The organism is uncultured Reyranella sp., from assembly GCF_945957355.1.
In the GTDB taxonomy this organism is placed as follows: Bacteria; Pseudomonadota; Alphaproteobacteria; order Reyranellales; family Reyranellaceae; genus Reyranella.
Genome location: NZ_CAMFKM010000013.1, coordinates 160,435 through 185,696 on the forward strand (window position 1 = coordinate 160,435; position 25,262 = coordinate 185,696).

Here is a 25,262-nt window from a genome sequence, read left to right on the forward strand (position 1 = left end):
CCACGCCCGGCCTTCCCGCATCATGTCGTTTGCGCGTCAGAATTTTTGCGCGAGCGTCACGAAGAAGGCCCGGCGCATTCCGTACTGCGGGGCGCCGACACCGACGCCCTCGCCGGTGCGCAGTTGGTAGACACCGTCCGTGACGTTGATCGCGTCGAGGCGGATCTGCGTTCCCTTGCTGCCATTGATCGGCACCTTCTGCGTCACCGAGAGGTTCAGCGTGGCATAGGCCGGCAGCGAGGTGTCGTTGGGCGTGATGATGCTGGTGCGCAGGCCGCTGCCGAACAGCATGTCCGCCGACACGCGGGTCGCGTGGTCGCTGCCCTGGTTGAAGACATAGGCGGCGCCCGCCGAACCGGTCCAACCCTGGTCGTGGTCGGCGGCGATCCAGTAGCTGCCGATATAGGCGAGGTCCTCGGGCGAGAAATTGTACTGGGCCGAGTTGATCCGCGTGGCGCTGACCTTGGACCAGGCGAGGTTGCCGTACACCGACCACGGGCCCTGGTCGTAGTTGGCGTAGAGTTCGAAGCCCTTCACCTGGGCATTGGCATAGTTGAAGGACGCCAGCTGGATCGGGGCGCCGAACTGGCCCTTGTCGAGATAGTTCTCCGCGAACTTGTAGTAGCCGGCGAAGCCGATGGTCAGGCCGTCGACCGGCTTCACGGTGAGGCCGACGTCGAAATAGTCGGACCGCTCCGCCCGCACCGGATCGTTGGTGAAATTGTCGGGCACGGCCGTCGTGCCCATCCGGGCGGCGAGCGAGCCGAAGCCGACCTGGTTGAGCGGCGCCGGTACGAAATAGCGCGAGTAGCCGGCCCGTAGGCTGATCTCCGGCGTCGGTTCCCAGACCACGTTGATGCGCGGGCTGACCTGGTTCTCCGCAAGCTGGCCTGAGATGGCGTCGAAGCGGGCGCCGAAGTTCACCGTGACGGTCGGAGTGACCTTCCATTCGTCCTGCAGGTAGACGCTGTAGGTCCAGCCGACGAGCGTGGAGCCGTCGCTGAATCCAACCGGACTGTCGCCGGGAATGAGAGCCGTCGGATCGGCCGGATCGGGGACGAGGCCCAGCGCATTGTTCTGGCTGTAGCTCGAGACCTGTTCGCGCTGGACGAGGAAGCCGCCGCGCAACGTGTGGGTGGACGCGATCTTCCAGCTAGCATCGCCCTGCACGCCGAACGCCACGCTCGACCGCTGCGACCAGGGGGCGATGCCGTTGTAGAGCAGGTCGCCCAGCGCATCCGGCTGATAGGAGAGCTTCGAGTAGCGTCCGAAGCCCGAGAGCTGCATGTTGAAGTTCTGGTAGCTCTTCTGCACCGAGGCGATGCCGAAGTATGTGTCCTCCCACTGGCGCTGGTCGAGCACCGCGCTGTTCCAGCTGGAGATCCCGTTGACCGTGAAACCCGGAACCTCTCCCGGCACGTTGGGGATCTGGTAGCGCGCACTGGCGCCGCCCGCGATGAAGCTCAGGCGGGTGTTCTCGTCGGTCACCGCGCTGAGCTTCGTCAGCGCGTACCATTGCGCGGTGGCGTCGTGCAGCGGGGCGGTGCTGGCCGTCGGATTCTCGATGCCGATATTGTTGCTGATATACTGGCCCACCGCGAAATAGTCGAAGTTGCCGGACCGCCCGCCATATTCCAGCGCCGGCTGGACCCAGTTGTTGGAGCCCACCATCGCCGAGGCCTCGCCGCCGGGATTGGTCGTGCCGGACTTCACCGTGATGTCGACCACGCCGGCGGTGCGCAGCCCGTACTGGGCGGGCAGGGCGCCGGTGATCAGCGAGAGCTGGTCGGCGAAGCGCGGCGAAAGGATGCTGCTGAACAGCGCCAGGCCTTCGGGCAACTGCACGCCGTCCAGGCGATACTGGAGACTGCCATGGTCGCCGCGCACATGGATCTGGCCGAAACCGTCCTGCACGACGCCGGGGGCGCGCAGCAGGACCTGGTTGAGCGTGGCGTTCTCGCCCAGCGGCGTGTTGCTGATCGCCGTCTTGCTGAAATCGTAGCGCGTGGCACCCAGGCTCGGCTGGATCTCGCTGCGCTCGCGGTCGAGACGCTTGCCGACCACCTCGATCGCCAGCCCGTCGGAGGGTGCCTGCGAGGGCTGGGCCTCGGGCGGAGTCTGCGCCAGTACCGGGTGGGCCGCGGAAAGACCTGCCGCGAGGGCCAATGCCGATACGCCGATCCGCTGCATCCGGAACTCCTTCGATTACGCTGAAAATGTTATACTGTTTCTTGTTATAATATAACATCAATAAGCGTCAATCGATATGCTTCCCTGGGCAGGCGGTGTATTCAGGCTGCATGAGTCCCGACATGGGCAGCGGCCGGCGAGGTCTGTCCACTCAATCCGTGCTCGTCCTTTGTGGCGCGCTGGTCGTTGCGATCGTGCTGGCCTACACGGTCATCAACGCCGTGGTCCGCCCGGTCATCTGGTCCGACAGCGGCTGGGGCCTCCTCGGATGGGACCTGCGCCATGGCCTGCCGTGGAACCACTGGGCGTCGCCCGATCCGCAGGACATCGCCCGGGACATCTCCACCTTCATGTCGATCTGGTCCCCGGGCCAGCATGTGGTTCCGGGCGTCCTGGAGGAGATGGGCCTGAGCCTTGGGCACGCGGTGATCGCCACCGACGCCCTCTTCTCGCTGATCGGCCTCGCGGGCTGGTTCCTGCTCTATCGCGCCTTCGGTTTCCCGCCGCAGGTCGCCGCCATTGCGCTCGCGGTGATCGCCTGCAGCCGCGGCTTCGCCTTCCCCTTCGTGATCTTCATCGGCGGCGAGATTCTGCTCTTCGGCGTGGCACCGTGGTTCCTCCTGCTCGTGTGGAAGCTGCGGGAGCTGCGCTGGTTCGCCGTGCCGGCGCTCGTGACCGGCGTGGCGGTGATGTTCTTCGCCAAGATCTCGGCCGTCATCCTGGCCTGTGCGGCGATCTCGGCGGCGGTGCTGTCGGGTCCGCATCCATGGCGCGACAAGGCCGACACGATACGGCGGGGACTGATCGCCGGCATCGCCATCGCGATCGTCGGCGTCGTCCTCTACTACGCCTGGTATTCGCGTGGCTGGACGGCCGCGTCGACCGTGGCGGCGATCAAATGGTCTTCCCTGGTCCCGCACGCCATCTTCATCCTGAGCTGCGTGTGGGGCGCGGCCCTCTCGTTCGGAGAACTGGCGAACTTCATCCTGCTCCATCCCGGCCGTCCGATCCTGGGATCGCAGCTGGAGGTGGGCTATCTGCTGGCGCTGCCTGCCGCGGGCACGCTGTATCTGGTGTGGCGGCAACTGCGCCGCACGCATCGCGACTATCTCGTCTTCGCCGGCTTGACGATGCTGGCCTACGGCGCCGTCTTTCTCCTGCTGTGGGTTCACGGCGCCACGATCGGCCAGGAAGAACGCTACTTCCGGCCCCTGTCGCTGCTGTTGCTGCCCGGCGCGGTCCAGGCCTTCCTGACGGTGCCGAGCCGGCTCTTGCGCCTGGCCGGAGCCCTGATGGCGCTGGTCGGGGCGCTTTACGGGCTCGCGGGCCAGGCCCGGCACGTCGTCGTGAATCTCGGCCATCCGCTGGGCGTGCGCGATTTCCGGCACTCGACGGCTGACGAGGCCGTGGTGAATTTCATCCGCACGATCGACGTTCCGTCACCCGACCGCGCCTCGACCCTGGTCTTCGTACCATCCCCGGAGATCGGCCTCGAGGTCCGCAATGTCCGCGTCATGGCCAACCATGCCGATTTCTGGGCGATCGAGGACATGCGCAACCTCAAGTTCCGCGGCCGGGTGCCACGCCTCTACGTCATCGTCCAGAAGAGGCTGGTCCGCGAGGGCAAGGCGAAGGCCATGGTGGAGCAGTTCGTCGACTACAAGCCGTCGGAATGGAAGGAGATGCCGCTCGGCGACTTCGTCTGCTTCTACGTCGTCGACTGACGCAGGCGCGTGTCCAGCTATTGCTTGGTGCACGGCCAGGTCTGTTCCAGGGCCTCGCCCGCCAGGTCGATGAAGTTCTCGTGAAGTCGTGCGGGATTGTTGTTGATGTAGGTGACGACCCCGCGCACCAGCAGCCGCCGGGTCGACATGGCGGGCAGGCAGATGTTCGGCTTGACCGCCTGCAGCGTGTCGATGATCCCGGCGCAGACTCCGGCGACCAGCAGCTTCGAGGTCGGGATGGGGTCGAGGAGGAATGCCTCGCAGCCCAACATGATGTAGTTGGCCGAGTTCGTGTCCTGCTGCGCCCTGATCCCCGGAGAGGTCAAGGGAGCGGCAAGGACAACAGTGAGTGCGACAGTCATGAGACGAGCCGGCTTCATCCGTCCATTCTCTTCTGTTTCGATGCGATGATAGCTGCGCAGAGCAGGCCTGCGAACAGGCTTTGGCCTGGTCCATGAGGCGCGTGATAGGGTCGATGCACGGGGATGAAGTCTACTGGAGGCAAACGATGCCGCTGAGCTGGGAGATTTTTCATTCGGAGAAGCTCATCCATGTCGTCGCCGAAGGCGAGGTCACGCTGAAGGAGATGGAAGAACATTTCGACGCCCTCGTCTTGGCCAACGCGCTCGCCTATTCGAAACTGTTCGACGCGACCCGCCTCAAGCCGGTCTACGACGATGCCGACGTGATGGCGATGGGCGCACGGCTGAGCGCCTACACGTCGCACTTCCCGAGCGGTCCGTTGGCGGTCGTCGGCCGTGACGAGGCGGTCGTCACGGCCTTCAAGCGCTTCGTCAATATTTCGCCGTCGAAGCGACCGGCGGCCATCTTCAAGACCGAGAAGAAGGCGCGCGCCTGGCTCGCGACGCAAGCGAGCGCGTAAATGCGTCAGAAACGTTACAGGCGGCCGCGGCCGTACTGACCTGTTGCAGCGTCGCTTCCCACGCCGTTATCTTTAAGGATCGTTTCGGAGAGAGTTCTTGCCATGAAGCACTGGGTCTTTGCGTTGTCGCTGTTCGCCGTCCTTCCCGTCACGGCTCATGCGGACCAGGCTGCGGGGAACGCCTGCGCGGCCAACCTGTCGCCGAATGGTCAGATGCTCTACAACAAGACCGCTCCGACGATCACGCCGAAGAGCGACATCAAGGATGCCCTCACCGCGCAGGCCCGTCCCCTGGTCATGAACGGCACGCTGTCCCGCGATGCCGCGCGCGCGGCCGCCGAAGCGGCCGGGGAGTGTCTCAAGCTTCTGAAGTAGGGGATAGGGGCGTGCCGATCGACGAACGCGCCGGGTGATCGTGACAGGCGTCTGCCCGACCGCCCCCGGCCTTCCCACCTCTGAAGGGGGAGAGGCGTAGTGGGCTCGGTAAGACGCTCATGACCGGCCCCTTTGTCCACCTGATGATCGGCATCGCGGTGTTCCTGTCGCTGCTCGCCGGTGCCTGGATCGGCTCGCTGCTGCGCCGGCGCGTGCCGGGCCACATGCTCGACGGAGAGGCCAAAGAGGTCGTTCGGCTCGGAATGGCCTTGCTGGCCAGCATCGCCGCCCTGGTGCTCAGCCTTTTGATCAGCTCGTCGTACGCGGTGTACGAGGGGCAGCGCAACGACCTGCGCACGCTCGCTGCCGACGTGATCAACCTGGACGGCATCCTGCGCCTGTACGGGGAGCCGGCCCGGCCGACGCGCGCGCTGCTCCGCCCCGCGCTCGCCGAGATGATCGACCACCTGTGGTCGCGGCCGACCGAGAACTTCTTCGTCCAGCCCGCTTCGGCGGGAGAAGCGGCGTATCTGGCCGTCCTCGGGCTGACGCCGGCGAACGAGACACAGGTGGCACTGAAGGCACAGGCGCTGCAGCTGGCGGCGCATCTGTCGCAATCGCGGCTACGCCTCTACGAGCGCTCGCAGCCCGATCTGCCGGCCTCCCTGATCTTCGTGCTGTCGGCCTGGATGGTGTGCCTGTTCATCAGCTTCTGCCTGTTCTCGCCACTCAAGCACACCTCGATCGTGGCTCTCGTGCTGGTCGCATTCTCGATCGCCGCCGCGCTGTTCCTGATCCTGGAGCTGTCCGAACCGTTCAGTGGACTGGTGCGACTGTCGGATCGCCCATTGGTCAGGGCGCTGCCCTCACTGAACTAGGCCGTGCACTTCGAGTGGCACCATCTAGGAAACTTCAGCGCATTGCGACCAGACGGCATGGGCGAGGGCAGTCATCCGCCGCTTCTCGCACGGACCAGAATTGTAACGTGTGAGAAGGTCGTCGAGATCCTCTGCCGCACGAATCCCCGAAACGTTCATCAGGTACCGGAGCTCCCGCCGCTTTTGACTGTTCAACGGGTCCTTCAAGTTGAGCGCCGATACCTTGAGCGTCAGGAGGTAGTCCCATTCCGGCACGAACACGCGCAGCCCTTGCCGTGACGCGGCCGGCAGCCGCAGCATCAGAAGGTGGTGTGAAGGTGGCTCCACCCGGCGGTTGAGATGCTTTCGTACGCGATCCGTCATCCAGCTCGACGGCCAGCCACGCTTGCCGGCCAGCTGCGCGACCGCGTGATCGACTTGCAGTTGTCCCTCCACCGCCACGGCATCGATCGTCGCCACCGTGGTGTAGAGATCCGTCGCCAACAGCAGGCAGGCCGGACCATAGAGCGCCAGATCCACCGTCGTCTGGTGCATGCCCACCAACCCGGCCAATTCGGTCAGGGTCTCGACGAGAGACTCGCGCGTGAACCTCGGCGCGTTGGTCATTGCCGCCTCCCTCCGCAAAGGCCCTGTCAGGGTGCCTGTTGCACTGAGGCGAGGGCCGCTTCGAAGCTTTCGGCAAATCGCAAGGAAGGCTCACTGCCGTCGAAACCCATGGACGTCAGCACGGCGCGCAACGACGGTTGGACACCCGCGGCGATGACCTCGGTGCCGTGCGCTTTGCATCGTTTGACGAAATCGCTCAGCGCGGCCACGCCGGTCGCATCGATCATTGGAACCTCGCGCATGCGAAGGATGAACACCCGCGGCGGCGTTCCGATGCTGTCGAGCACATCGGCCAGCCGTCCGGCAGAACCGAAGAACAGCGGTCCGCGGAGCTGAAACACCTCCACGCCCTTCGGAAGAGCGGCCCGTTGCGTGTAGCTCGTGCGAGGGCGGGCAAAGTCGTCGACGTCCTGTTCGATGATCTGGATACCCTGCTGAACCGAAACGACTTCGGCCATTCGATGCATGAACAGGATCGCGGCGAGGACGACACCGACCTCGATGGCAACCGTGAGGTCAACCATCACGGTCAGGCCGAAGGTGAGGATCAGGACCGCGCGGTCGCCCAGCGGGGCGCGCATCAGGTGGCGGAACTTGTGCACCTCGCTCATGTTCCAGGCCACGATCACCAGCACCGCGCCGAGACTGGCCAGCGGCACGAACACGGCGAGCGGGGCGAGCACGAGCATGAACAACAGCACGAAGACGGCGTGCAACATGCCAGCGACCGGCGACCGCGCACCCGACCTGATATTGGTTGCCGTCCGCGCAATCGCGCCGGTCGCCGGCATTCCCCCGAACATCGCCGAAGCGACGTTTGCGATCCCCTGCGCGACCAGCTCGCAGTTCGACCGATGCCGCCGGCCTGTCATGCCGTCGGCGACGACCGCGGAGAGCAGGCTTTCGACACCGGCAAGGAAGGCAATCGTGAAGGCCGAGGGTGCCAGTTCGGCCAGCCTTGCAAGCGTAACCGACGGCATGACCGGGGATGGCAGCGTGTCGGGAATGCCGCCGAATTTCGATCCGATGGTTTCGATCGGCAGATTGAGCAGGTAAACGGCGATCGACGCACCGACGACGGCGATCAGGAACCCGGGGAGCTTGGGAGCGAAGCGCCTCAGCGCGATGATGACCGCCAGGGCGGCGCCGGCCACGGCGACGGCCGAGAGGTTCAGCGTATCGCGGGCAGACCAGAAGGCCTCCCACTTCTCGATGAATTCCGCGGGAACCTTGTCGATGGAAAGGCCCAGCAGGTCTTTCACCTGACTGGAGAAGATGATCACCGCGATACCGGCGGTGAAACCCGTCACCACCGGTTCGGGGATGTACTTGATCCAGGTTCCCAGCCGGGCGAAGCCGCCGATGATCAGAATCACCCCGGCCATCAGTGTTGCCAGAATGAGCCCGTCGTAGCCGTGCTGCTGGATGACATTGAAGACGACCACGACGAAGGCTCCGGTCGGCCCTCCGATCTGGAAGCGGCTGCCGCCCAGTGCCGAGATCAGAAAACCCGCGACCACGGCCGTCAGGAGTCCCTTGTCCGGAGTCGTCCCGGATGCAATGGCAAGTGCCATGGCGAGCGGCAACGCCACGATGGCGACGGTAAGGCCCGCGATCGCATCGTTGCGCAGATCGGAGATCCCGTAGCCTTCGCGCAATACCGTGATGAGCTTTGGAACGAACAGATGCCATTGCGGCGCGCGGGCCCGTGCGGGCTGGGCGTTCTCAGACATTGCGGGCCCTCCCGCTTCCCCGTGCGTCGACGGACGTCTTCTTGGGAAGTCCCTTCGTGGCAGCGTCTCGCGCCTTATGGAGTTTTGCCTCGGAGACCTTCAACCGGACACCCCGTCCGCCGATCGCACTCGTGGCAGCGTCGTTGATCAGTTCGATTCCGAGACGTTCGAGCGCATCGATGACCTTGACCAGGCTTTCAACCACGCCGCGAACGAGGTTCTCGCTCGCTTCCATGCGCTGGATGGTCTGGACCGAAACCCCCGCCGCTTCGGCCAGCGTCTTCTGGTCCATGCCGATCAGCGCCCGGGCGGCGCGCAACTGGCCCGCAGAGATCATGGCAGCTCCAATTCCATTCGAAATCCAACGCTCATCTCGGAATGCTAATAGTCATATATAAAATACAAGTGAACATATTTTTGACATTGATATTGTGTGATATTCTTTCATGATGAACGGTGTGTGCATGAATTGCGGTTGATGCGATATCGACGAAGACGGGGCGCGCGTCGCCTTGCGGTCGGGGCAGGACCACCCGCCGCTTCCGGTCGTGCGCCGTTGCTGCGCGAGACGGCGCTGCCGGCAGGAATGAGACCGGTACCGCGGCAACTTCTCCGACGTAGCGGTCAAGGCCGCAAAGCCGTCAAAGAGACTCGCATGATTCCAATCGCAAAACTCGAAAGTGAATTCGGCGACATCGAAGTTCTGGAATACCGTGCCAGGGAACTGTTCTTCTATGTCCAGGGAGGCTGCTTCCAGACCGAGACGGATCGCGATGGCATAAGCCTGGCTCCCTACATCCACGCAATCTATGGCCTGCTCATGCAAGCGGGCGCGCGGGATGTGCTGATGATTGGATGCGGCGGAGGCAGTCTCGGCACGATGCTCGCCAGGGCCGCCGTGAAGGTCACGATCGTCGACAAGAACCCGGCTTCATTTGAGGTCGCCCACAGCTACTTCCGACTTCCCGAGTCCGTCGACTGCCAGGTCGCGGACGGCGAGGAATTCCTGCTCGGCACGACACGCTCGTACGATGCAATCGTACTGGACGCGTACGATGGCGACAGCATCCCACCGCATCTGCGGACCCGGGAGTTCTTTCGGCTCGTCCGATCTCGACTGGATCGGCTCCGTGGGTGCCTATTCGCGAACGTCCATGCCCTGCATGATCTCGACCGGTCTCCCGATCGTTATGCGGCCGCCGCAAGCTCTGCCTGGAACGACGTCCGCTTGCTCGATACCCAGGGGGTCGTCGGGCGCAATGCGTTGATCGTTGCCGGCGACGTCAAGGACCTGCGGAAGCCGTCGCTTCTCATGCCGCCGCTGCTGGATCGCGACGAGATTGCGGCAGGTCTCGACAGGATGGCGTTCAGGCCCTGGCATTCCGAGGGGCCGAGCGCCCCCACCGGATCGTGTGGGGGCATTTGACGGTGGGGGGGAGGTTCCGTCGAGGCGCTGCGGGAACGAGACGCTGTAAGGCGTCAGACCCGCCCGTGGCAGTGCTTGAACTTCTTGCCCGAGCCGCAGGGGCAGAGGGCGTTGCGTGAGACCTTGCCCCAGGTCGAGGGATCGTTGGGGTCGACCGCGCCCCTGGCGACCGGGCGCGGGCGGTGCAGCGTCGCGACGCCGCCGCCGTCCGGGTCGGCCGGATCGTAGGCCGGGTCGTCGCTCATCGAGGCGGCGAGGGCCGGGTCCTCATGCACCTCGTGCATGCTGGACGGCATCTCGGGCATCGGCGGCGGCTCCATGCGGATCTGCAGCGTCGCCAGCAAGGTCACGACCTGCTCGCGCAGGTTGGTCAGCAGGTCGCTGAACAGGTTGAAGGCCTCGCGCTTGTATTCGTTCAGCGGATCCTTCTGGCCATAGGCGCGCAGGCCGATGCCCTGGCGCAGATGGTCGAGATGCAGCAGATGGTCCTTCCAGCTCTGGTCGAAGAGCTGCATCAGCACGCTCTTCTCGACCTGGCGCCAGACGTCGGCCCCGTATTGCGCGGCCTTCTGCGCGAATACCTGCTCGACCGCGTCGTTCAGGCGGACCTTGATCTCCTCGTCGGCGATGCCTTCTTCCTTGGCCCACTCGTCGACCGGCAGGTCGAGGCCGAAGATGCGCTGCACTTCGTCCTTGAGTTCCCCGACCTTCCACTGCTCGGCGTAGACGCCCTCGGGAATGGTCCGCTTGATGAGTGCGTCGACCACGTCGCGGCGCATCCCGGCGACCGTGTCGGACACGTCGTCGGTACCCATCAGCTCGATGCGTTCCTTGTAGATCTCCTGGCGCTGGGCGTTCATCACGTCGTCGAAGCGCAGCAGGTTCTTGCGGATCTCGAAGTTGCGCGCCTCGACCTTGCCCTGCGCCGTCTCCAGCGCCTTGTTGAGCCAGCGATGGGTCAGCGCCTCGTCGTCGGCCATGCCCTTCTTCTGGACCCAGTCGAGCACCTTGTTGTTGCCGAAGATGCGCATCAGGTCGTCTTCCAGCGACAGGAAGAACTTCGACGCGCCGGGATCGCCCTGGCGGCCCGAACGGCCACGCAGCTGGTTGTCGATGCGGCGAGACTCATGGCGCTCGGTGCCGACGACGAACAGGCCACCCGCTTCGCGCACGATCGCGCGGTCGCGCTCGACGCCGGCGCGGATCTCTGCCTCGACCCGCGCGATCTCTGCATTTCGCGCCGCCTCGTCCGGGAACTTCGCGACGATTTCCGGGATGCTCTGCTGCACCAGCATCTCGACATTGCCGCCGAGCTGGATGTCGGTGCCGCGACCGGCCATGTTGGTGGCGATGGTGACGGCGCCCGGCCGGCCCGCCTGCGCCACGATCTGGGCTTCCTGGTCGTGGAAGCGGGCATTCAGCACGTTGTGCGGGATACCCGCCTTCTTCAGCGCTTCCGACAGCTCCTCGGATTTCTCGATCGACACTGTGCCGACCAGCATCGGCTGCTGGCGCGCGCGGCATTCGCCGATCAGCTTGACGATGGCACGCGTCTTGTCGCCCAGGGTCCGGTAGATCTCGTCGTCGGCATCCTTGCGGGCGACCGGCACGTTGGTCGGGATCTCGACCACCTCGAGCTTGTAGATCTCGGAGAACTCGGCGGCCTCGGTCAGCGCCGTGCCGGTCATGCCCGAGAGCTTCGGGTACATGCGGAAAAGGTTCTGGAAGGTGATCGAGGCCAGCGTTTGGTTCTCGCGCTGGATCTCGACATGCTCCTTGGCTTCGAGCGCCTGGTGCAGGCCCTCGGAATAGCGGCGGCCCTGCATCATGCGGCCGGTGAATTCGTCGATGATGACGACCTGGCCGTCCTTCACGATGTAGTCGACGTCGCGCGAGAACAGCTTGTGGGCGCGCAGCGCCTGGGTGATGTGGTGCAGCACCGACACCATGGTCGGCGCATAGAGGCTGATGCCCTCGGCCAGCAGCCCGTCGGCGCGCAGGATGTCCTCGATCGCCTCGATGCCGGCGTCGGTCAGGACGACCGTGCGGTTCTTCTCGTCCTTCTCGTAATGCTCGGGCTTCAGCTGGGGGATCACCGTGTCGGCGCGGCGGTAGAGCTCGGAGGAATCCTCGGCCGGGCCGGAGATGATGAGCGGCGTGCGCGCCTCGTCGATCAGGATCGAGTCGACCTCGTCGACGATGGCATGGTTGAAGGGCCGCTGGACCATCGCGTCCTGGCGGTACTTCATGTTGTCGCGCAGGTAGTCGAAGCCGATCTCGTTGTTCGTGCCGTAGGTGATGTCGCAGGCGTAGGCCGCCTTGCGCTGCTCGTCGTCGAGCTCGTGCACGATGATGCCGACGGTGAGGCCGAGGAACTTGTAGACCCGGCCCATCCATTCGGCGTCGCGGCGGGCGAGATAGTCGTTCACGGTGACGACGTGCACGCCCTTGCCCGGCAGGGCATTGAGGTAGACGGCGAGCGTGGCGACCAGCGTCTTGCCTTCGCCGGTCTTCATTTCGGCGATCTTGCCCTGGTGCAGGACCATGCCGCCCTTGAGCTGGACGTCGAAGTGGCGCTGGCCCAGGGTCCGCTTGGCCGCCTCGCGCACCGTGGCAAAGGCCTCCGGCAGCAGATCGTCGAGCGTTTCGCCCTTGGCCAGGCGTTCGCGGAACTCGACGGTCTTGCCTTTCAGCTGCTCGTCGGAAAGCTTGACCATCTCCGGCTCAAGCGCGTTGATCTTCGCCACGGGCTTGTCGAAGCCTTTGACGATCCGGTCGTTGGCCGTCCCGAAGAGCGTCCGGGCAAGCGCGCCAAGCATGGAAAACCTCGATATTCTAATGACTTAGGCGGGCACAGCGGCCCGCCCTCCCTGTGAGAGATAGAGAGCGGCCCGAGGAGTGTCAACGCAGCGCACCAGCGCAGCCGCGCCCGAGCGCGAGTCAAAAGCGTCATCGCCCCGTCATGGACGCGAGACTCACGAAAAAGTGCCGCAATTGAACGTCATCACGCCTCCCATCGGGGAGGCGGCGCTTGCTTGGTCCAATCGGCCCTGTGTAAACGGTTTGCGCCTTTCGAAACGAATGAATCTGCTGGAGTCCGCCATGAGTCATGACCTGCGTTCCCTGCGCCTAGCCCTCCTGAGTGGCGCGGTCGCGCTCATCGCGGGTCCGGTCCTGGCCCAGACGCCCCCGGCCAAGCCACCGGCGGCTCCGGCCGCCAAGCCGCCGGCCGCCGCCGCCCCGGCCCCGATCAAGGATCCGGTCGTCGCCATCGTGAACGGCCAGCAGATCCGCCTGTCCGAGCTCGAGATCGCCCAGCAGTCGCTGCCGCAGCAGTACCGCTCCATGCCGCTGCAGGCGGTGTTCCCGGCGCTGCTCGAGCGCATCATCGACAGCAAGCTGGTCGTCCAGGAAGGCAAGAAGAGCAAGACCAACGAGGACCCGGCCTTCAAGAAGCGCATGGCCTTCGTCGAGGAACAGGTGCTGCAGGATTTCTGGATCCAGCGCGAGATCTCCCGCCTCGTCACCCTGGAGAAGATCCAGGCGAAGTATCAGGAACGCCTGAAGTCGATGCCGCCGGAAGACGAGGTGCATGCACGCCACATCCTGGTCGCCACCGAGGACGAGGCGAAGGCCATCATTGCCGAGCTGAAGAAGGGCACGCCCTTCGACAAGATCGCCAAGGAGAAGTCGACCGACAAGGCGTCCGGCGCCGAGGGCGGCGATCTCGGCTGGTTCAAGAAGTCCGACATGGTGAAGGAATTCGCCGACGCCGCCTTCAACCTCAAGAAGGGCGAGACCTCGGAGACGCCGACCAAGACGCAGTTCGGCTATCACATCATCAAGATCGACGATCGCCGCACCGCGCCGCCGCCGGCGCTCGAGGAGCTTTCCGACCAGATCCGCGAGGAACTGGCGCGCGAGGCGGTGACGGCCCAGCTCGACAAGATCCGCGCCGGCTCGAAGATCGAAAAGTTCAACATGGACGGGACCAAGGTCGAGGCCGCCCCGGCGGCGCCGGCAACCCCTGCGGCACCCGCCGCGACCCCGGCCAAGCCCGCTGCCCCGGCGCAGCCGCCGAAGTAACGGTCGCGCTTCAAGTAGAACTCACCTTTTGGGGCGTTTCTGGTGTAGTCTCCGCCGCTGGCCGGCCGCGTATCTGCGGCCGTGCCTGAGGGGAGAACCATGTCCGCCAAGCACGCCGTATCGCCGCTCGCACCCAAGTCGATTCCGACGCTGCCCCGCATTGCGGGCGTGAAGCTCGGTGTCGCGCGTTCCGGCGTGCGATACATGGACCGCGATGACGTCCTTCTGGCGGTCGTGCCGGCCGGGGCAACCATCGCGGGCGTCCTGACCAAATCCAAGACCTGCTCGGCGCCCGTCGACTGGTGCCGCAAGAACCTGGCCCGCGGCAAGGTCCGCGCCATCGTGGTGAATGCCGGCAACGCCAACGCCTTCACGGGCAAGCTGGGGGACAAGGCGGTCGAGGAATCGACCCGGGCCATCGCCCAGGCGCTCGGCTGCCCGCGCAACGAGGTCTTCATGGCCTCGACCGGCGTGATCGGCCAGCCGCTCGAGTGGGAGAAGATCGCCGCCGTCGTGCCGACCCTCATCAAGTCGGGCAAGGAAGATGCCTGGCCGGCCGCCGCGGCCGCCATCATGACCACCGATACCTTTCCCAAGCTGGCCACGCGCCAGGCCAAGATCGGCGAGCGCACGGTGACGGTGAACGCCTTCCTGAAGGGCTCGGGCATGATCGCGCCGGACATGGCGACGATGCTGGGCTTCGCCTTCACCGACGCCAAGATTCCCGGCCCGGTGCTGCAGAAGCTGTTGTCCGACGCTGCCGACAAGTCGCTGAACTGCGTCACCGTCGATGGCGACACCTCGACCAGCGATACGTTCCTGCTGGTCGCCACCGGGGCGGCACGCCATGCGCCGATCGAGGAGGCCGACGATCCGGTTCTGGTCGACTTCAAGCGCGCCCTCGACGAGGTGATGGTCGAGCTGGCGCAGCTGCTGGCGCGTGACGGCGAGGGCGCCACCAAGTTCGTGACCATCAACGTCGGCGGCGCTTCGTCGAACGGCGCCGCGCGCAAGATCGGCCTGGCGGTCGCCAACTCGCCGCTGGTCAAGACGGCGATCGCTGGTGAAGACGCCAACTGGGGCCGCATCGTCATGGCGGTCGGCAAGTCGGGCGAGCGCGCGGACCGTGACAAGCTGCGCATCTCGATCGGCGGCGTGCGCATCACCGACCAGGGCCAGGTCGTGCCGAATTACGACGAGGCGCCGGTCGCCCAGCACATCAAGGGCTCCGACGTGGTGATCGACATCGATCTCGGCATCGGCCGCGGCCGCGCCACCGTCTGGACCTGCGATCTCACGCACGGCTACATCGACATCAACGGCAGCTACCGTTCCTGATGGGCGGCTTCGACGACGAGTGTCCGGGCGGCCCGCCGCCGCTCGGCGAGCGTCCACTCGTGCTGGTGGCGGCCGTGGCACTGGTCGATGTCGACAGCCGCGTCCTGATCGCCCAGCGTCCGGCCGGCAAGTCGATGGCCGGTCTCTGGGAGTTTCCCGGCGGCAAGGTCGAGCCCGGCGAAACCCCGGAGCAGGCGCTGGTCCGCGAACTGCATGAAGAGCTGGGGATCGAGACGGCGACGAGTTGCCTGGCCCCGATCGCCTTTGCCAGCCACGGCTACGAGAAGTTCCACCTGCTGATGCCGGTCTTCGCCTGCCGCAAATGGAACGGCACGCCGCAGGCGCGCGAGGGCCAGACCCTTAAATGGGTGGCGCCGATGGAACTCACGAAATATCCGATGCCGCCGGCCGACCTGCCGCTGGTCGGCCTGCTGCGGGACCTGCTTTAGCTCGACACCGCCCGCAGCGCCGTGCCGTCGCGCCAGCCGAGCAGGTCGCGGAAGATCAGCGCCTGCGCGGTCGCGGCGACCGCGGTGCCGGCATAGGAGACGAGGATCGCCGCCGTCCAGGTGATGACGGCCGCCGATTCGCCGGCCCCCAGCACGCCCCGCGCCAGGCCGAGCACGACCAGGGTCGCCATGGTGGTGGCGAGTGCGCTCGAGAAGAACACCAGGAACATCACGCCGATGATCGTCCAGGCATTGCCGCGGCTGTGCGCCCACGACAGGCGCGGCGAGAAGGGCACGTCGACCGACGTCGCGGCGAGGCCGTAGCTGACGCGCAACGCCAGGATGACCGACACGGTGAAGCCGGCGCCGATCGGTGCGGCAAGTGCCTGCCGGCGCGCGACTTCGGGATCGACGGCGGCGCCGGCCGCCAGCGTCTCCGGATCGATCGAGCCCAGGGTCAGCACGAAACCGGCGAGCAGCACGAAGGTGAAGCCGCCGATCTTGATCAGGTGACCGAGGAAGGCCATCTCGCGCGGCGACCAGCCGAGGCCGGGCAATCGGTCGACGCGATTGGGTCCGAGCAGCACGACGCGCTGCCACGCCACCATGAACATCACCGTCGGGATCATGTCGACGGCCTTCTCGATCAGCATGGGCATCAGCGAGTCGCGGTTCATCGTCGATCCGACCAGCCGGATCACGAGCGAGGCGATCCACGGAATGGTGACGAGATGGAAGAACAGGCGGAGATTGGCGAAGACAAAGGCGAAGCTTTGCGCCACCAGGCCGCCGAACGAGAGTTTCACCGCAGGCACGATCTAGCTCCGCTCCACTTTTTCGCCGGCACTGATTTCGAGGGTTCCCAGCGCGTCGGCCAGCCGCTGCGCAGCGCTGCCGGGCTTGAGCGCCTTGGGCTGCGACGCATGCGGCGCCCAGCCGTGCAGGAACAGGACCTCGAAGCTTGCGGTGACCCTGCCGCCCGGCTGCGCGAACCGTTCGCCGTAGAGTTCGGCGGCGCGCAGCAGCATGGCGCGCCCGGTCATGCCGCGGCGCCGGCCGACCACGAGATTGCTCTCGCCCATGGCGCTCAGGTCGCGCATCAGCGCGAGCGCGCTTTCATATTCGACCTCGATCGTCTCGCTGTCGGCCACCGGCAGGGCGAAGCCCGCCCGCTGCAACAGGCCCGCCGCATCGCGCAGGTCGGCGAAGGGCGAAACGCGCGGGCTCAAGCCCCCGTCGACCTCGCTCTCGGCGGCCGCCAGCGCCTGGCGAAGCTGCCACAGGGTGGCGCCGCCCAGCAGGGCGCCGAGGAACAGGCCATCGGGCTTCAGGATGCGCGCGATCTGGATCAGGGCGCCGGGCAGGTCGTTCACCCAATGGAGATCCATGGCACTCAGCACCAGGTCGAAGCATCCGGTCGCGAAGGGCAGGAACTCCTCGTCGGCGACGATGGCCGGGCCGCGCGCCCGCGCCGCGAAGCCGTTTCCGAGATCGGCGCGCACCAGATTGCCGACGATCGGACGTTCGCCCAGGGCCGTCGCGACCTCGTCGCCGTGGCTGCCGAGATCGAGCGCCAGGGGAAAGGTCCGGCGCACATCGGTCAGGCGGTCGACCAGGCGCTCGGCGATCTCGCGCTTCAGGAAATCATGATGATCCCACTTGCGCGCGGCGCGCTCGCGGCGCCGGCGCAGGGTGGTGCGGTCGAACACCAGCAGGGGATCGAGGCTCGTCACAGTGGGTATGTAGGGAAAAAGGGCGGCGGCGGGTAGGGGAACGCCATCCTGTGGGCGCATTTGCCCGCCCCAATCCGACGCATGTTGCCGGAGAGCGTGAGCGGAGCCGTCGCGGGGCTCGGTCGGGCAGTGCTGGACGCCGTGTTGCCGCCGCTCTGTCTCGGCTGCAACGAGATCGTGAGCGCGCCGGGCGCGCTGTGCGCGAGCTGCTGGCAGGGCTTCTCCTTCATCTCTGCCCCGCACTGCGCCTGCTGCGGTACGCCTTTCGCGGAGGATCTGGGGCCCGAGGCGCTCTGCGCCGGCTGCCTGATCCGTCGCCCGCGCTACCATCGCGCTCGCGCCGCCCTGGTTTACGACGATCAGAGCCGCCGGCTCGTCCTGCCATTCAAGCACGGTGACCGCACCGACATCGCCCGGGCCTGCGGCGGCTGGATGGCGCGGGCGGGTGCCGATCTCCTCGCATCGACCGACCTCGTGGCACCGGTGCCGCTTCATTGGCGGCGGCTGTTGATGCGCCGCTATAACCAGGCGCAGCTTCTGGCGCGCATCGTCGTGCGGACGACGGCGCGCCGTGACGTGCGCCTGGCGCCCGATCTGCTGCGGCGACCCCGTTGGACGGGGTCGCAGGCCGGGCTGAAGGCGAAGGAGCGGCGGCGCAATGTGCGCGAGGCCTTCGACATCCATCCGAAGTGGCGGCCGCAGGTGGCCGGCAAGGCTGTCCTGCTGGTCGACGACGTGCTCACGACCGGGGCGACGGTCGAGGCCTGCGCCCGGATTCTGCAACGCGCCGGGGCTCGGCGGGTTGATGTCCTGACACTGGCGCGGGTCGTCCGGCCAGCGTTATAGTTTCGACGAAGAGGTTCACCCATGGCCAAGATCGAAATCTACACCACGCCGTTCTGCGGCTACTGCGCGCGGGCCAAGAGCCTGCTCGACAGCAAGGGCGCCGAGTACGAAGAGACCGACGTGATGATGGACGACAAGAAGCGCACCGAGATGCGCGCGCGCGCCAATCGCACGACGGTGCCGCAGATCTTCATCAACGGGCAGCATGTCGGCGGCTCCGACGATCTCGCCGCCCTCGAACGGGCGGGCAAGCTCGACGCGCTGCTCGCGCAGCCGGGCTGAAGGACCTCCATCATGACCGCGTTCAAGGCCGGCCTGATCCAGACCAACGTCAGCAATGAGATGGCCGAGAACGTGGCCTCCCTGCGCGAGCAGGCGAAGCTCGCGCGCGACGCCGGCGCCGACTTCATCATGACGCCGGAGAATACCGGCCTGATCGGCGCCAACCGCACCGAGACGCTGGCCAAGGCGCAGACCGAGGAAGAGCACGCGATGCTCGCGGCCTGCCGCGCCGCGGCGCGTGACACCGGTGCGTGGTTCCTGCTGGGCTCGATCCATGTGCGCGTGCCGGGTGAGGAGCAGATCCGCAACCGCTCCTACCTGATCGATTCGTCGGGCGGCATCGTGGCGAGCTACGACAAGATCCACATGTTCGACGTCCAGCTCGCCGGCGGCGAAAGCTATCGCGAGTCCTCGACCTTCAGGCCGGGCGAGAAGGCGGTGCTGGCCGAGACGCCGTGGGGCATCCTCGGCATGACGATCTGCTACGACCTGCGTTTCCCCTATCTCTATCGCGAGCTGGCGCATGCCGGCGCCACGATGCTGTCGATCCCGTCCTCGTTCACCGTGCCGACCGGCCAGGCGCACTGGCACACGCTGATGCGCGCCCGCGCCATCGAGACCGGCTGCTTCGTCTTCGCGCCGGCCCAGGTCGGCACGCACAAGGGCTCCAACCGCAAGACCTACGGCCACTCGATCGCCGTCGCCCCGTGGGGCGAGGTGCTGGCCGATGCCGGCGGGGAGAAGGCGGGCGTCGTGATCGCCGACATCGACATGGGCAAGATCGAGGAGGCGCGGAAGATGGTCCCGTCGCTGACCCACGACCGAAAGTATGCGGCGCCGGTGCTTCACAAGGCGGCGATCGCGAAGGCGGCGGAGTAACGCTCTGTCGCCCTCGGCGAAGCGAAGGACCTGATCTGGCGATCCAACGACTCCGTCGCGGACGCGAGATCCCGCGCGCTAGAGGAGGCGGGCCGCGATCCTCTGCACCATCGCCATCTTCGGTTGGCTGATCATCCGCGCTTCGTAGGCCGTCACCGAGAAGAGCCCGCGCACCCGTTCCAGCAGCTCGCCGTCCTTCAGCAGGAAGTCCGGCCGGCTGGGTTTGCCGAAGCGCTCGTTGCCTTCCATGAAGGTCTCGTAGAGCAGGATGCCGCCTGGCAGCAGCGTGTCGAACAGCACCGGGAAGAGCGGCCGGTGCAGGTAGTTGGTGACCACGATCGCGCCGAAGCGGCGGCCGGCCAGCGGCCAGGGCGAGCCGTCCTCGAGATCGGCCTGGATGACTTCTACCGCGTCCGATGGAGACAGGCCGCTTACGTCGCGATCGACCGCGGTCACGCGGTGGCCGCGGCCAGCGAAGAAGGCGGTGTGGCGGCCGTTGCCCGCCGCGAGGTCGAGGACGGTGGCGCCGGGCGGGACGAGGCCCGCCCAGGCAGTGACCCAGGACGAGGGTGTCATGTCTTCCGCGCTCCGGCGCCCTTGAGGTTCAGGAGGTTGCCCGACAGGATCAGCGCGGCGCCCAGGATGGTCATCATGTCGAGGCGCTCATTGTAGAGCAGCCAGCCGGCCAGGGCCGCCAGCGGCACGCGCAGGAAATCCATCGGCACAACGATGGTGGCGTCGGCGTGCAACATCGCGCGCGTCAGGCAGTAGTGGGAGAAGGTGCCGCAGAAGGCGATGATGAGGATCCATCCCCAGACATAGGCCGAGGGCCAGCGCCACACCTCGAGTGCCGGCACCAGGCCGATGACCGACTGGATGAACAGCATCCAGAACAGGATGGTGACGACGCTGTCGGTTCGGGTGAGCGACTTCACCATGGTCACGGAGATGGCGAAGCCGACGGCGGCGGCCAGCGCGATGATCTGCCCTGGCACGATCTCGCTGGTCCCTGGCCGCACGATGATGACGACGCCGACCACCCCCAGCGCCACGGCGAGGTTCTTCCACAGTCCCATGCGCTCGCCAAGGAAGGCCACGGCCAGGATCGCGGTCCAGATCGGCATGGTGAACTCGATCGAGATGACCTGGGCGAGCGGGATCAGGGTCAGCGCCTTGAACCAGGCGAACTGCGCGCCGTAATGGGCGATGTTGCGGCCGACTTGCTGCCACGGGCGCGCGGTCTTCAGCGTGCCGAAGCCGCCGGCGAGGTGGATCAGCGGATAGAGCATGAGCAGGCCGATGACCGACCGCATTTCCATGATCTGGAAGACGTCGAGTTCGCGCGTCGTCTCGCGGCCGGCAATTGCCATGACGAGCATCGCCGTCAGCCAGCCGGCCATCCAGAAGGCGGCTTTCACGAGGGAGGGCTGGTGGGTCATCGGCTGCTTCTGCGGGCGGCTTTCGGGTGACGGGGCGCGACAATCGGCTCTTGCGTCCGGCCCGGCAAGCCACCATTTTTCCGGCTGTCATGATTTTGTATCGCTTGCGCTGCGCCAAAGGCCACGAGTTCGACAGCTGGTTCAAGGACAGCAAGACCTATGAGCGCCAGGAGAAGAAGTCGCTGATCGGCTGTGCGGTGTGCGGCACGGCGAAGGTCGAGCGCGCCCTGATGGCGCCCCGCATCGGCAAGAAGGGCAAGGACGCCGCGCTGCCGGCCGCCGTCGAGGCGCCGGCCGAGGCGACGGCCACGCCGTCGGCCGAGCAGCAGCAGATGGCGGCACTCGCCAGGCAGATGCCCAAGGAACTACGCGAGGCCCTGCTCAAGGTCCGCGCCGAGGTCGAGAAGAACTGCGAGCATGTCGGCGACAAGTTCGCCGAGGAGGCCCGCAAGATTCACTACGGCGAGAGCGACAAGCGCGGAATCTACGGCGAGACGAGCGACGAGGAAGCCGAGGCCCTGGCCGAGGAAGGCATCGAGTTCGGCCGCCTTCCCTGGATCCCGCGCGGCAACTGATCCGCCGTCGGGCCGCTATTTCGGCCCGGCGACCCCGTACAACATGTAGTTCACGTCGAGGTCGCTCCTGTTCAGCGACCATTTGCGGCTGAGCGGAGCGTAGACGACGCCCACGATTTCCTGCGGCTCGATGCCGCCGGCGCGCAGGCCGCGCACGACCTCGGAGGGTTTGAGGAATTTCTTCCAGTCGTGGGTGCCGCGCGGCAGCCAGCCCAGCACATATTCGGCGCCGGCGATGGCCAGAGCCCAGGCTTTTGCCGTGCGGTTGAGGGTCGACAGGAAGAGCAGGCCGCCGGGCTTCACCATTCGGCCGCAGGATCGCAGGAACAGATCGACGTCGGCCACGTGTTCCACGATCTCGAGCGCCAGCACGACGTCGAACTGCGCGCCGCTCTCGGCCAGCGCCTCGGCCGTGCCCTCGCGATAATCGATGGCGAGGTCCTGGCGCGCCGCGTGGACCGAAGCCGTGGCGATGTTGCGGGCCGAGGCGTCGACGCCGGTGACCGACGCGCCGAGCCGGGACATCGGCTCGCTGAGCAGCCCGCCGCCGCAGCCTATATCGAGCAGCGACAGGCCCTTCAGTGGCTCGCCATTCAGGGCGTCCCGGTGCCAGTGGGCGGCGACCCGGTCGCGGATATAGCCGATCCGCACCGGGTTCAGCCGGTGCAGGGGCGCGAACTTGCCGGTGGGATCCCACCATTCGTCAGCGATGCGGGAGAAGCGTTCGACCTCGACGGGATCGACCGTTCCGTCAGTGGGGATATGCGCGGTTTCGACCATGGCTACCCTTGACCCATATGGCGCCGCCGGTGTCTATAGCCCGCTTTCCGGGCAGAGGCTTGCCCTTCGAGTGAGCTCATGGCGCGCATCGTTCTGAAATTTGGTGGTACCTCGGTCGGCGACACGGATCGAATCAAGAACGTCGCGCGCAAGGTGAAAGCCGAGGTCCTGCGCGGCAACGAGGTCGCGGTCGTGGTTTCGGCCATGTCGGGCACGACCAACCAGCTCGTGAAGTGGGTGAACGAAATCTCACCTCTGCACGATCCGCGCGAATATGATGTCGTCGTGGCGACGGGCGAGCAGGTCACAATCGGCCTGCTGGCGATGGCGCTGCAGCAGGAAGGCGTGAAGTCGCGTTCCTGGGTCGGTTGGCAGCTGCCGATCAAGACCGACGACGCCTACGCCAAGGCGCGCATTGTCGAGATCGACACGGTCGAGATGGCGAGGACGATGGCGGCGGGCGAGGTTCCCGTGGTGCCGGGCTTCCAGGGCGTTTCGCCGGAAGGCCGCATCACGACCCTGGGCCGCGGCGGCTCCGACACCTCGGCGGTGGCCCTGGCGGCGGCGCTCAAGGCCGATCGCTGCGACATCTACACCGACGTCGACGGCGTCTACACGACCGATCCGCGCATCGTCGAGAAAGCGCAGAAGATCGATCGCGTAACCTACGAGGAAATGCTCGAAATGGCCTCGCTCGGCTCGAAGGTGCTGCAGACGCGCTCCGTCGAGCTGGCGATGAACCATCATGTGCGCGTGCAGGTGCTGTCGTCGTTCGACGAGGCACTCGGCAGCGATCTGCCCGGAACTCTGGTTGTGGACGAGGAAGAGATCATGGCCCAGGGCCTCGAGAAGTCCGTCGTGAGTGGCATCGCCTTCGCCAAGGACGAGGCGAAGATCACCGTGACCCAGGTGCCCGACCGGCCCGGCGTCGCAGCGGCGATCTTCGGCCCGCTCGCGGCGGCAAACATCAACGTCGACATGATCGTCCAGAACGTCTCGGTCGACGGCAGTTCGACCGACATGACGTTCACGGTCCCCAAGCCCGACCTCGCCCGTGCGGTGCAGCAACTCGAGCGCGCCAAGGCCGAACTCAAGTTCGCCGAGGTGAAGTCGGACCTCAACGTGTCCAAGGTCTCGGTGATCGGTGTCGGCATGCGCTCCCATGCCGGCGTGGCGCTCAAGATGTTCGAGACGCTCGCCGCCAAGGGGATCAACATCCAGGTCATCTCGACGTCGGAGATCAAGATCAGCGTGCTGGTGGCGGCCGAATACACCGAGCTCGCCGTGCGGGCACTTCACACTGCCTATGAACTGGATGCCGCCTGATCGGCCCGGAAAAACAGCCCTGAAGTCCAGTCTGGCTCTGCAAATTAGCCGGTAGGCAGTCCGGCGCGGGTCTTGCTATAAGCGGGCCATGGACGCCGCACTCGCCCATATGCCCTGCCTGAACGCCCGACCGGCCCGGTCGGCGGCCGCGGCATGGCGAGTTTGCGCCTGTATCATCGACCGCAGCTTCGTCGTCATCCGACTCAAGCATCTCGCGGTCTGACCATGGAGAGATCAACTCCTCTGGCCGGACCGCGAATGCTCCTCAAGCGGCTCCGGGACACGATGGCGCGTGCCGAGTCCGTCGAAGTGACGCTGGGCGAGGTCGTGCGTCTCGTCGCCAACGAGATGGTGGCCGAGGTCTGCTCGATCTACCTGCTGCGGGCCGGAGAAGTTCTGGAACTGTTCGCAACCCAGGGTCTCAATCCCTCGGCCGTCCACAGCACGCGACTGCGGGTCGGCGAGGGCCTGGTGGGCGACATCGCGGCCCACGGACGGCCGCTGGCGCTCGACGATGCCCAGCATCATCCGCAGTTCGCCTACCGCCCCGAGACCGGTGAGGAAATCTACCACTCGCTGGCGGGCGTGCCGATCGTGCGCGCCGGCCGGGTGCTGGGCGTGCTGGTCGTGCAGAATCGCACCCGCCGCCAGTACGACGAGGAAGAGGTCGAGACGCTGCAGACCATCGCCATGGTGCTGGCGGAACTGGTCTCGGCCAGTCACGTCGTCAGTCCCAACGAGGTCCAGCAGGTCGATGGCATCGGGCTGCTGCCGCTGCGCGTCGACGGCGTGCAGCTCACGCCCGGCGTCGCGATCGGCCGCGCCGTGCTGCACGAGCCCCGCATCGTCATCCAGCGCGTCGTCGCGGAGGATGTCGAGCAGGAACAGGTCCGCTTCCTCGAGGCGCTGCGTGGCGTCCGCGAGGATGTCGACCGCATGCTCGAGGCGCACGACATGCAGTCGGGCGAGCAGCGCGAGATCCTCGAGACCTTCCGCATGTTCGTCGATGATCGCGGCTGGGCCGAACGGGTGCGCGAGGCGATCGGTTCCGGTCTCACCGCCGAGGCCGGTGTCCAGCGTGCCTTCGACGATGTCCGCAACCGCCTCGGCCAGTCGACCGATCCCTATATCCGCGAGCGGTTGAGCGACCTGCAGGATCTCAGCAACCGGCTGCTGCTGCGGCTCACCGGCCGGGTCGCGACCGATCCCAGCACCTTGCCCGACGACATGATCGTGGTCGCCCGCGACATGGGGCCGGCCGAACTGCTCGACTACGACCGCAACCGCCTGCGCGGTCTGGTGCTGGAAGAAGGCTCGGCGCTCAGCCACGTGGCGATCGTGGCCCGCGCACTCGACATTCCGGTGGTCGGGCGAGCGCCCAACGTGCTGGCTCGTGTCGAGGCCGGCGATCCCATCGTGGTCGACGGCGACAATGCGCAGGTCCTGGTGCGGCCGGCCGAGGATATCCTCCAGACGGTCCATCTCGCGCTCGATGCGCGGGCTGAGCGCCGACGCAAGTATGCGGCGCTGCGCGACCTGCCGTCGGCAACGCGCGACCAGGCGCGCATCTCGCTCAACATGAATGCCGGCCTGCTGATCGACATGCAGCATCTCGACGACACGGGCGCCGACGGTATCGGCCTCTATCGGACCGAGATTCCGTTCATGGTGCGTTCGGAGTTTCCCGACGTCGATGCACAGGCCTGGCTCTATG

26 protein-coding genes are annotated in these 25,262 nt (G+C 66.2%); 15 read left to right on the top strand and 11 right to left on the bottom strand.

The features are described from left to right. Positions 1-36: 36 nt before the first annotated feature. A complete protein-coding gene (locus Q0Q48_RS20800) occupies positions 37-2,190 on the bottom strand; it encodes a TonB-dependent receptor (protein WP_295141972.1) in 2,154 nt (717 codons plus the stop codon). Between the two features lie 158 nt (positions 2,191-2,348). Between Q0Q48_RS20800 and Q0Q48_RS20805 the strand changes: the two genes are divergently transcribed. Then, complete coding sequence (locus Q0Q48_RS20805) at positions 2,349-3,914, top strand: hypothetical protein (RefSeq protein ID WP_295141975.1); 1,566 nt, start codon at positions 2,349-2,351, stop codon at positions 3,912-3,914. Between the two features lie 17 nt (positions 3,915-3,931). Here Q0Q48_RS20805 and Q0Q48_RS20810 read toward each other — a convergent pair whose 3' ends face one another. Next, on the bottom strand, positions 3,932-4,294 hold the full coding sequence (locus Q0Q48_RS20810; RefSeq protein ID WP_295141978.1) for a Rap1a/Tai family immunity protein: 363 nt from the start codon (positions 4,292-4,294) through the stop codon (positions 3,932-3,934). Between the two features lie 128 nt (positions 4,295-4,422). Here Q0Q48_RS20810 and Q0Q48_RS20815 point away from each other — a divergent pair, with 128 nt between their 5' ends. From Q0Q48_RS20815 to Q0Q48_RS20825, 3 genes are all read left to right on the top strand, one after another. After that, complete coding sequence (locus Q0Q48_RS20815; RefSeq protein ID WP_295141982.1) at positions 4,423-4,797, top strand: STAS/SEC14 domain-containing protein; 375 nt, start codon at positions 4,423-4,425, stop codon at positions 4,795-4,797. A 102-nt stretch (positions 4,798-4,899) separates the two neighbouring features. Further along, complete coding sequence (locus tag Q0Q48_RS20820; RefSeq protein WP_295141985.1) at positions 4,900-5,172, top strand: hypothetical protein; 273 nt, start codon at positions 4,900-4,902, stop codon at positions 5,170-5,172. A 119-nt stretch (positions 5,173-5,291) separates the two neighbouring features. Continuing rightward, positions 5,292-6,050 carry a hypothetical protein gene (locus Q0Q48_RS20825; protein WP_295141989.1) on the top strand — a complete coding sequence of 253 codons (759 nt, stop codon included), beginning with the start codon at positions 5,292-5,294 and terminating at the stop codon, positions 6,048-6,050. A gap of 24 nt (positions 6,051-6,074) precedes the next feature. Here Q0Q48_RS20825 and Q0Q48_RS20830 read toward each other — a convergent pair whose 3' ends face one another. The 3 genes from Q0Q48_RS20830 to Q0Q48_RS20840 are packed head-to-tail and all read right to left on the bottom strand — an operon-like array spanning position 6,075 to position 8,726. Continuing rightward, entirely contained in the window at positions 6,075-6,656 is a 582-nt protein-coding gene (locus Q0Q48_RS20830) for a hypothetical protein (protein WP_295141992.1), read from the bottom strand. A gap of 26 nt (positions 6,657-6,682) precedes the next feature. Then, complete coding sequence (gene sulP, locus Q0Q48_RS20835; RefSeq protein WP_295141995.1) at positions 6,683-8,389, bottom strand: SulP family inorganic anion transporter; 1,707 nt, start codon at positions 8,387-8,389, stop codon at positions 6,683-6,685. Beyond that, a complete protein-coding gene (locus tag Q0Q48_RS20840; protein WP_295141998.1) occupies positions 8,382-8,726 on the bottom strand; it encodes a helix-turn-helix transcriptional regulator in 345 nt (114 codons plus the stop codon). Before Q0Q48_RS20840 ends, sulP begins: the two co-directional genes overlap by 8 nt. A 318-nt stretch (positions 8,727-9,044) precedes the next feature. Between Q0Q48_RS20840 and Q0Q48_RS20845 the strand changes: the two genes are divergently transcribed. Beyond that, positions 9,045-9,815, top strand: coding sequence for a spermidine synthase (locus Q0Q48_RS20845; RefSeq protein WP_295142001.1), 771 nt, complete (start codon positions 9,045-9,047; stop codon positions 9,813-9,815). Between the two features lie 53 nt (positions 9,816-9,868). On the opposite strand, the gene secA is transcribed toward Q0Q48_RS20845, so the two are convergent. Beyond that, positions 9,869-12,634 (bottom strand): preprotein translocase subunit SecA, encoded by a 2,766-nt coding sequence (secA, locus tag Q0Q48_RS20850; RefSeq protein WP_295142004.1) that lies wholly within the window; start codon positions 12,632-12,634, stop codon positions 9,869-9,871. 283 nt (positions 12,635-12,917) lie between these two features. Here secA and Q0Q48_RS20855 point away from each other — a divergent pair, with 283 nt between their 5' ends. From Q0Q48_RS20855 to mutT, 3 genes are all read left to right on the top strand, one after another. Next, positions 12,918-13,901, top strand: a complete 984-nt coding sequence (locus tag Q0Q48_RS20855; protein WP_295142007.1) for a peptidylprolyl isomerase — start codon at positions 12,918-12,920, stop codon at positions 13,899-13,901. Positions 13,902-14,000: 99 nt separating this feature from the next. After that, positions 14,001-15,239, top strand: a complete 1,239-nt coding sequence (gene argJ / locus Q0Q48_RS20860) for a bifunctional glutamate N-acetyltransferase/amino-acid acetyltransferase ArgJ (protein WP_295142010.1) — start codon at positions 14,001-14,003, stop codon at positions 15,237-15,239. Further along, the gene (mutT, locus tag Q0Q48_RS20865; RefSeq protein ID WP_295142014.1) at positions 15,239-15,688 is read left to right on the top strand and encodes an 8-oxo-dGTP diphosphatase MutT; all 450 of its coding nucleotides are present in this window, start codon (positions 15,239-15,241) and stop codon (positions 15,686-15,688) included. The genes argJ and mutT overlap by 1 nt, the downstream gene beginning before the upstream one ends. Here mutT and Q0Q48_RS20870 read toward each other — a convergent pair. Beyond that, the gene (locus Q0Q48_RS20870; RefSeq protein ID WP_295142018.1) at positions 15,685-16,503 is read right to left on the bottom strand and encodes a hypothetical protein; all 819 of its coding nucleotides are present in this window, start codon (positions 16,501-16,503) and stop codon (positions 15,685-15,687) included. The genes mutT and Q0Q48_RS20870 overlap by 4 nt on opposite strands. A gap of 3 nt (positions 16,504-16,506) precedes the next feature. Next, positions 16,507-17,421, bottom strand: coding sequence for a methyltransferase domain-containing protein (locus tag Q0Q48_RS20875; protein ID WP_295142022.1), 915 nt, complete (start codon positions 17,419-17,421; stop codon positions 16,507-16,509). A gap of 96 nt (positions 17,422-17,517) precedes the next feature. Between Q0Q48_RS20875 and Q0Q48_RS20880 the strand changes: the two genes are divergently transcribed. Genes Q0Q48_RS20880 through Q0Q48_RS20890 form a run of 3 tightly spaced genes read left to right on the top strand, consistent with a single transcriptional unit; the run spans position 17,518 to position 19,428 of the window. Continuing rightward, on the top strand, positions 17,518-18,267 hold the full coding sequence (locus Q0Q48_RS20880) for a ComF family protein (RefSeq protein ID WP_295142023.1): 750 nt from the start codon (positions 17,518-17,520) through the stop codon (positions 18,265-18,267). A gap of 21 nt (positions 18,268-18,288) precedes the next feature. Beyond that, positions 18,289-18,549 (top strand): glutaredoxin 3, encoded by a 261-nt coding sequence (grxC, locus tag Q0Q48_RS20885; protein ID WP_295142025.1) that lies wholly within the window; start codon positions 18,289-18,291, stop codon positions 18,547-18,549. Between the two features lie 12 nt (positions 18,550-18,561). Beyond that, positions 18,562-19,428, top strand: a complete 867-nt coding sequence (locus tag Q0Q48_RS20890) for a carbon-nitrogen hydrolase family protein (protein ID WP_295142028.1) — start codon at positions 18,562-18,564, stop codon at positions 19,426-19,428. A 78-nt stretch (positions 19,429-19,506) separates the two neighbouring features. Here the strand turns inward: Q0Q48_RS20890 and Q0Q48_RS20895 are convergent, their stop codons facing one another. Beyond that, positions 19,507-20,004 (bottom strand): class I SAM-dependent methyltransferase, encoded by a 498-nt coding sequence (locus tag Q0Q48_RS20895; protein WP_295142031.1) that lies wholly within the window; start codon positions 20,002-20,004, stop codon positions 19,507-19,509. After that, positions 20,001-20,867, bottom strand: coding sequence for a DMT family transporter (locus Q0Q48_RS20900; protein ID WP_295142034.1), 867 nt, complete (start codon positions 20,865-20,867; stop codon positions 20,001-20,003). The genes Q0Q48_RS20895 and Q0Q48_RS20900 overlap by 4 nt, the downstream gene beginning before the upstream one ends. Positions 20,868-20,956: 89 nt before the next feature. Between Q0Q48_RS20900 and Q0Q48_RS20905 the strand changes: the two genes are divergently transcribed. Continuing rightward, on the top strand, positions 20,957-21,442 hold the full coding sequence (locus Q0Q48_RS20905; protein WP_295142037.1) for a DUF1178 family protein: 486 nt from the start codon (positions 20,957-20,959) through the stop codon (positions 21,440-21,442). A gap of 15 nt (positions 21,443-21,457) precedes the next feature. Here Q0Q48_RS20905 and ubiG read toward each other — a convergent pair whose 3' ends face one another. Beyond that, positions 21,458-22,222, bottom strand: coding sequence for a bifunctional 2-polyprenyl-6-hydroxyphenol methylase/3-demethylubiquinol 3-O-methyltransferase UbiG (gene ubiG / locus Q0Q48_RS20910; RefSeq protein WP_295142040.1), 765 nt, complete (start codon positions 22,220-22,222; stop codon positions 21,458-21,460). A 78-nt stretch (positions 22,223-22,300) separates the two neighbouring features. On the opposite strand from ubiG, the gene Q0Q48_RS20915 reads away from it, so the two are divergent. The 3 genes from Q0Q48_RS20915 to Q0Q48_RS20925 all read left to right on the top strand — a co-directional run. Continuing rightward, positions 22,301-23,548 (top strand): aspartate kinase, encoded by a 1,248-nt coding sequence (locus Q0Q48_RS20915; RefSeq protein WP_295142044.1) that lies wholly within the window; start codon positions 22,301-22,303, stop codon positions 23,546-23,548. 88 nt (positions 23,549-23,636) lie between these two features. Beyond that, positions 23,637-23,771 carry a hypothetical protein gene (locus Q0Q48_RS20920; protein ID WP_295142047.1) on the top strand — a complete coding sequence of 45 codons (135 nt, stop codon included), beginning with the start codon at positions 23,637-23,639 and terminating at the stop codon, positions 23,769-23,771. 35 nt (positions 23,772-23,806) lie between these two features. Next, the coding region (locus Q0Q48_RS20925) for a phosphoenolpyruvate-utilizing N-terminal domain-containing protein (protein WP_295142050.1) at positions 23,807-25,262 on the top strand (1,456 nt) is incomplete at its 3' end.

Excerpts from the sequence above, each read along its gene's own strand:
- grxC (WP_295142025.1), top strand. The coding sequence starts at position 18,289 with ATGGCCAAGATCGAAATCTACACCACGCCGTTCTGCGGCTACTGCGCG.
- Q0Q48_RS20920 (WP_295142047.1), top strand. The coding sequence starts at position 23,637 with ATGGACGCCGCACTCGCCCATATGCCCTGCCTGAACGCCCGACCGGCC.
- ubiG (WP_295142040.1), bottom strand. The coding sequence starts at position 22,222 with ATGGTCGAAACCGCGCATATCCCCACTGACGGAACGGTCGATCCCGTC.
- Q0Q48_RS20915 (WP_295142044.1), top strand. The coding sequence starts at position 22,301 with ATGGCGCGCATCGTTCTGAAATTTGGTGGTACCTCGGTCGGCGACACG.
- Q0Q48_RS20840 (WP_295141998.1), bottom strand. The coding sequence starts at position 8,726 with ATGATCTCTGCGGGCCAGTTGCGCGCCGCCCGGGCGCTGATCGGCATG.
- Q0Q48_RS20845 (WP_295142001.1), top strand. The coding sequence starts at position 9,045 with ATGATTCCAATCGCAAAACTCGAAAGTGAATTCGGCGACATCGAAGTT.
- Q0Q48_RS20905 (WP_295142037.1), top strand. The coding sequence starts at position 20,957 with ATGATTTTGTATCGCTTGCGCTGCGCCAAAGGCCACGAGTTCGACAGC.
- Q0Q48_RS20900 (WP_295142034.1), bottom strand. The coding sequence starts at position 20,867 with ATGACCCACCAGCCCTCCCTCGTGAAAGCCGCCTTCTGGATGGCCGGC.
- argJ (WP_295142010.1), top strand. The coding sequence starts at position 14,001 with ATGTCCGCCAAGCACGCCGTATCGCCGCTCGCACCCAAGTCGATTCCG.
- mutT (WP_295142014.1), top strand. The coding sequence starts at position 15,239 with ATGGGCGGCTTCGACGACGAGTGTCCGGGCGGCCCGCCGCCGCTCGGC.
- Q0Q48_RS20825 (WP_295141989.1), top strand. The coding sequence starts at position 5,292 with ATGACCGGCCCCTTTGTCCACCTGATGATCGGCATCGCGGTGTTCCTG.
- Q0Q48_RS20820 (WP_295141985.1), top strand. The coding sequence starts at position 4,900 with ATGAAGCACTGGGTCTTTGCGTTGTCGCTGTTCGCCGTCCTTCCCGTC.
- Q0Q48_RS20855 (WP_295142007.1), top strand. The coding sequence starts at position 12,918 with ATGAGTCATGACCTGCGTTCCCTGCGCCTAGCCCTCCTGAGTGGCGCG.
- Q0Q48_RS20830 (WP_295141992.1), bottom strand. The coding sequence starts at position 6,656 with ATGACCAACGCGCCGAGGTTCACGCGCGAGTCTCTCGTCGAGACCCTG.
- Q0Q48_RS20890 (WP_295142028.1), top strand. The coding sequence starts at position 18,562 with ATGACCGCGTTCAAGGCCGGCCTGATCCAGACCAACGTCAGCAATGAG.
- Q0Q48_RS20800 (WP_295141972.1), bottom strand. The coding sequence starts at position 2,190 with ATGCAGCGGATCGGCGTATCGGCATTGGCCCTCGCGGCAGGTCTTTCC.
- sulP (WP_295141995.1), bottom strand. The coding sequence starts at position 8,389 with ATGTCTGAGAACGCCCAGCCCGCACGGGCCCGCGCGCCGCAATGGCAT.
- Q0Q48_RS20815 (WP_295141982.1), top strand. The coding sequence starts at position 4,423 with ATGCCGCTGAGCTGGGAGATTTTTCATTCGGAGAAGCTCATCCATGTC.
- Q0Q48_RS20895 (WP_295142031.1), bottom strand. The coding sequence starts at position 20,004 with ATGACACCCTCGTCCTGGGTCACTGCCTGGGCGGGCCTCGTCCCGCCC.
- secA (WP_295142004.1), bottom strand. The coding sequence starts at position 12,634 with ATGCTTGGCGCGCTTGCCCGGACGCTCTTCGGGACGGCCAACGACCGG.
- Q0Q48_RS20810 (WP_295141978.1), bottom strand. The coding sequence starts at position 4,294 with ATGAAGCCGGCTCGTCTCATGACTGTCGCACTCACTGTTGTCCTTGCC.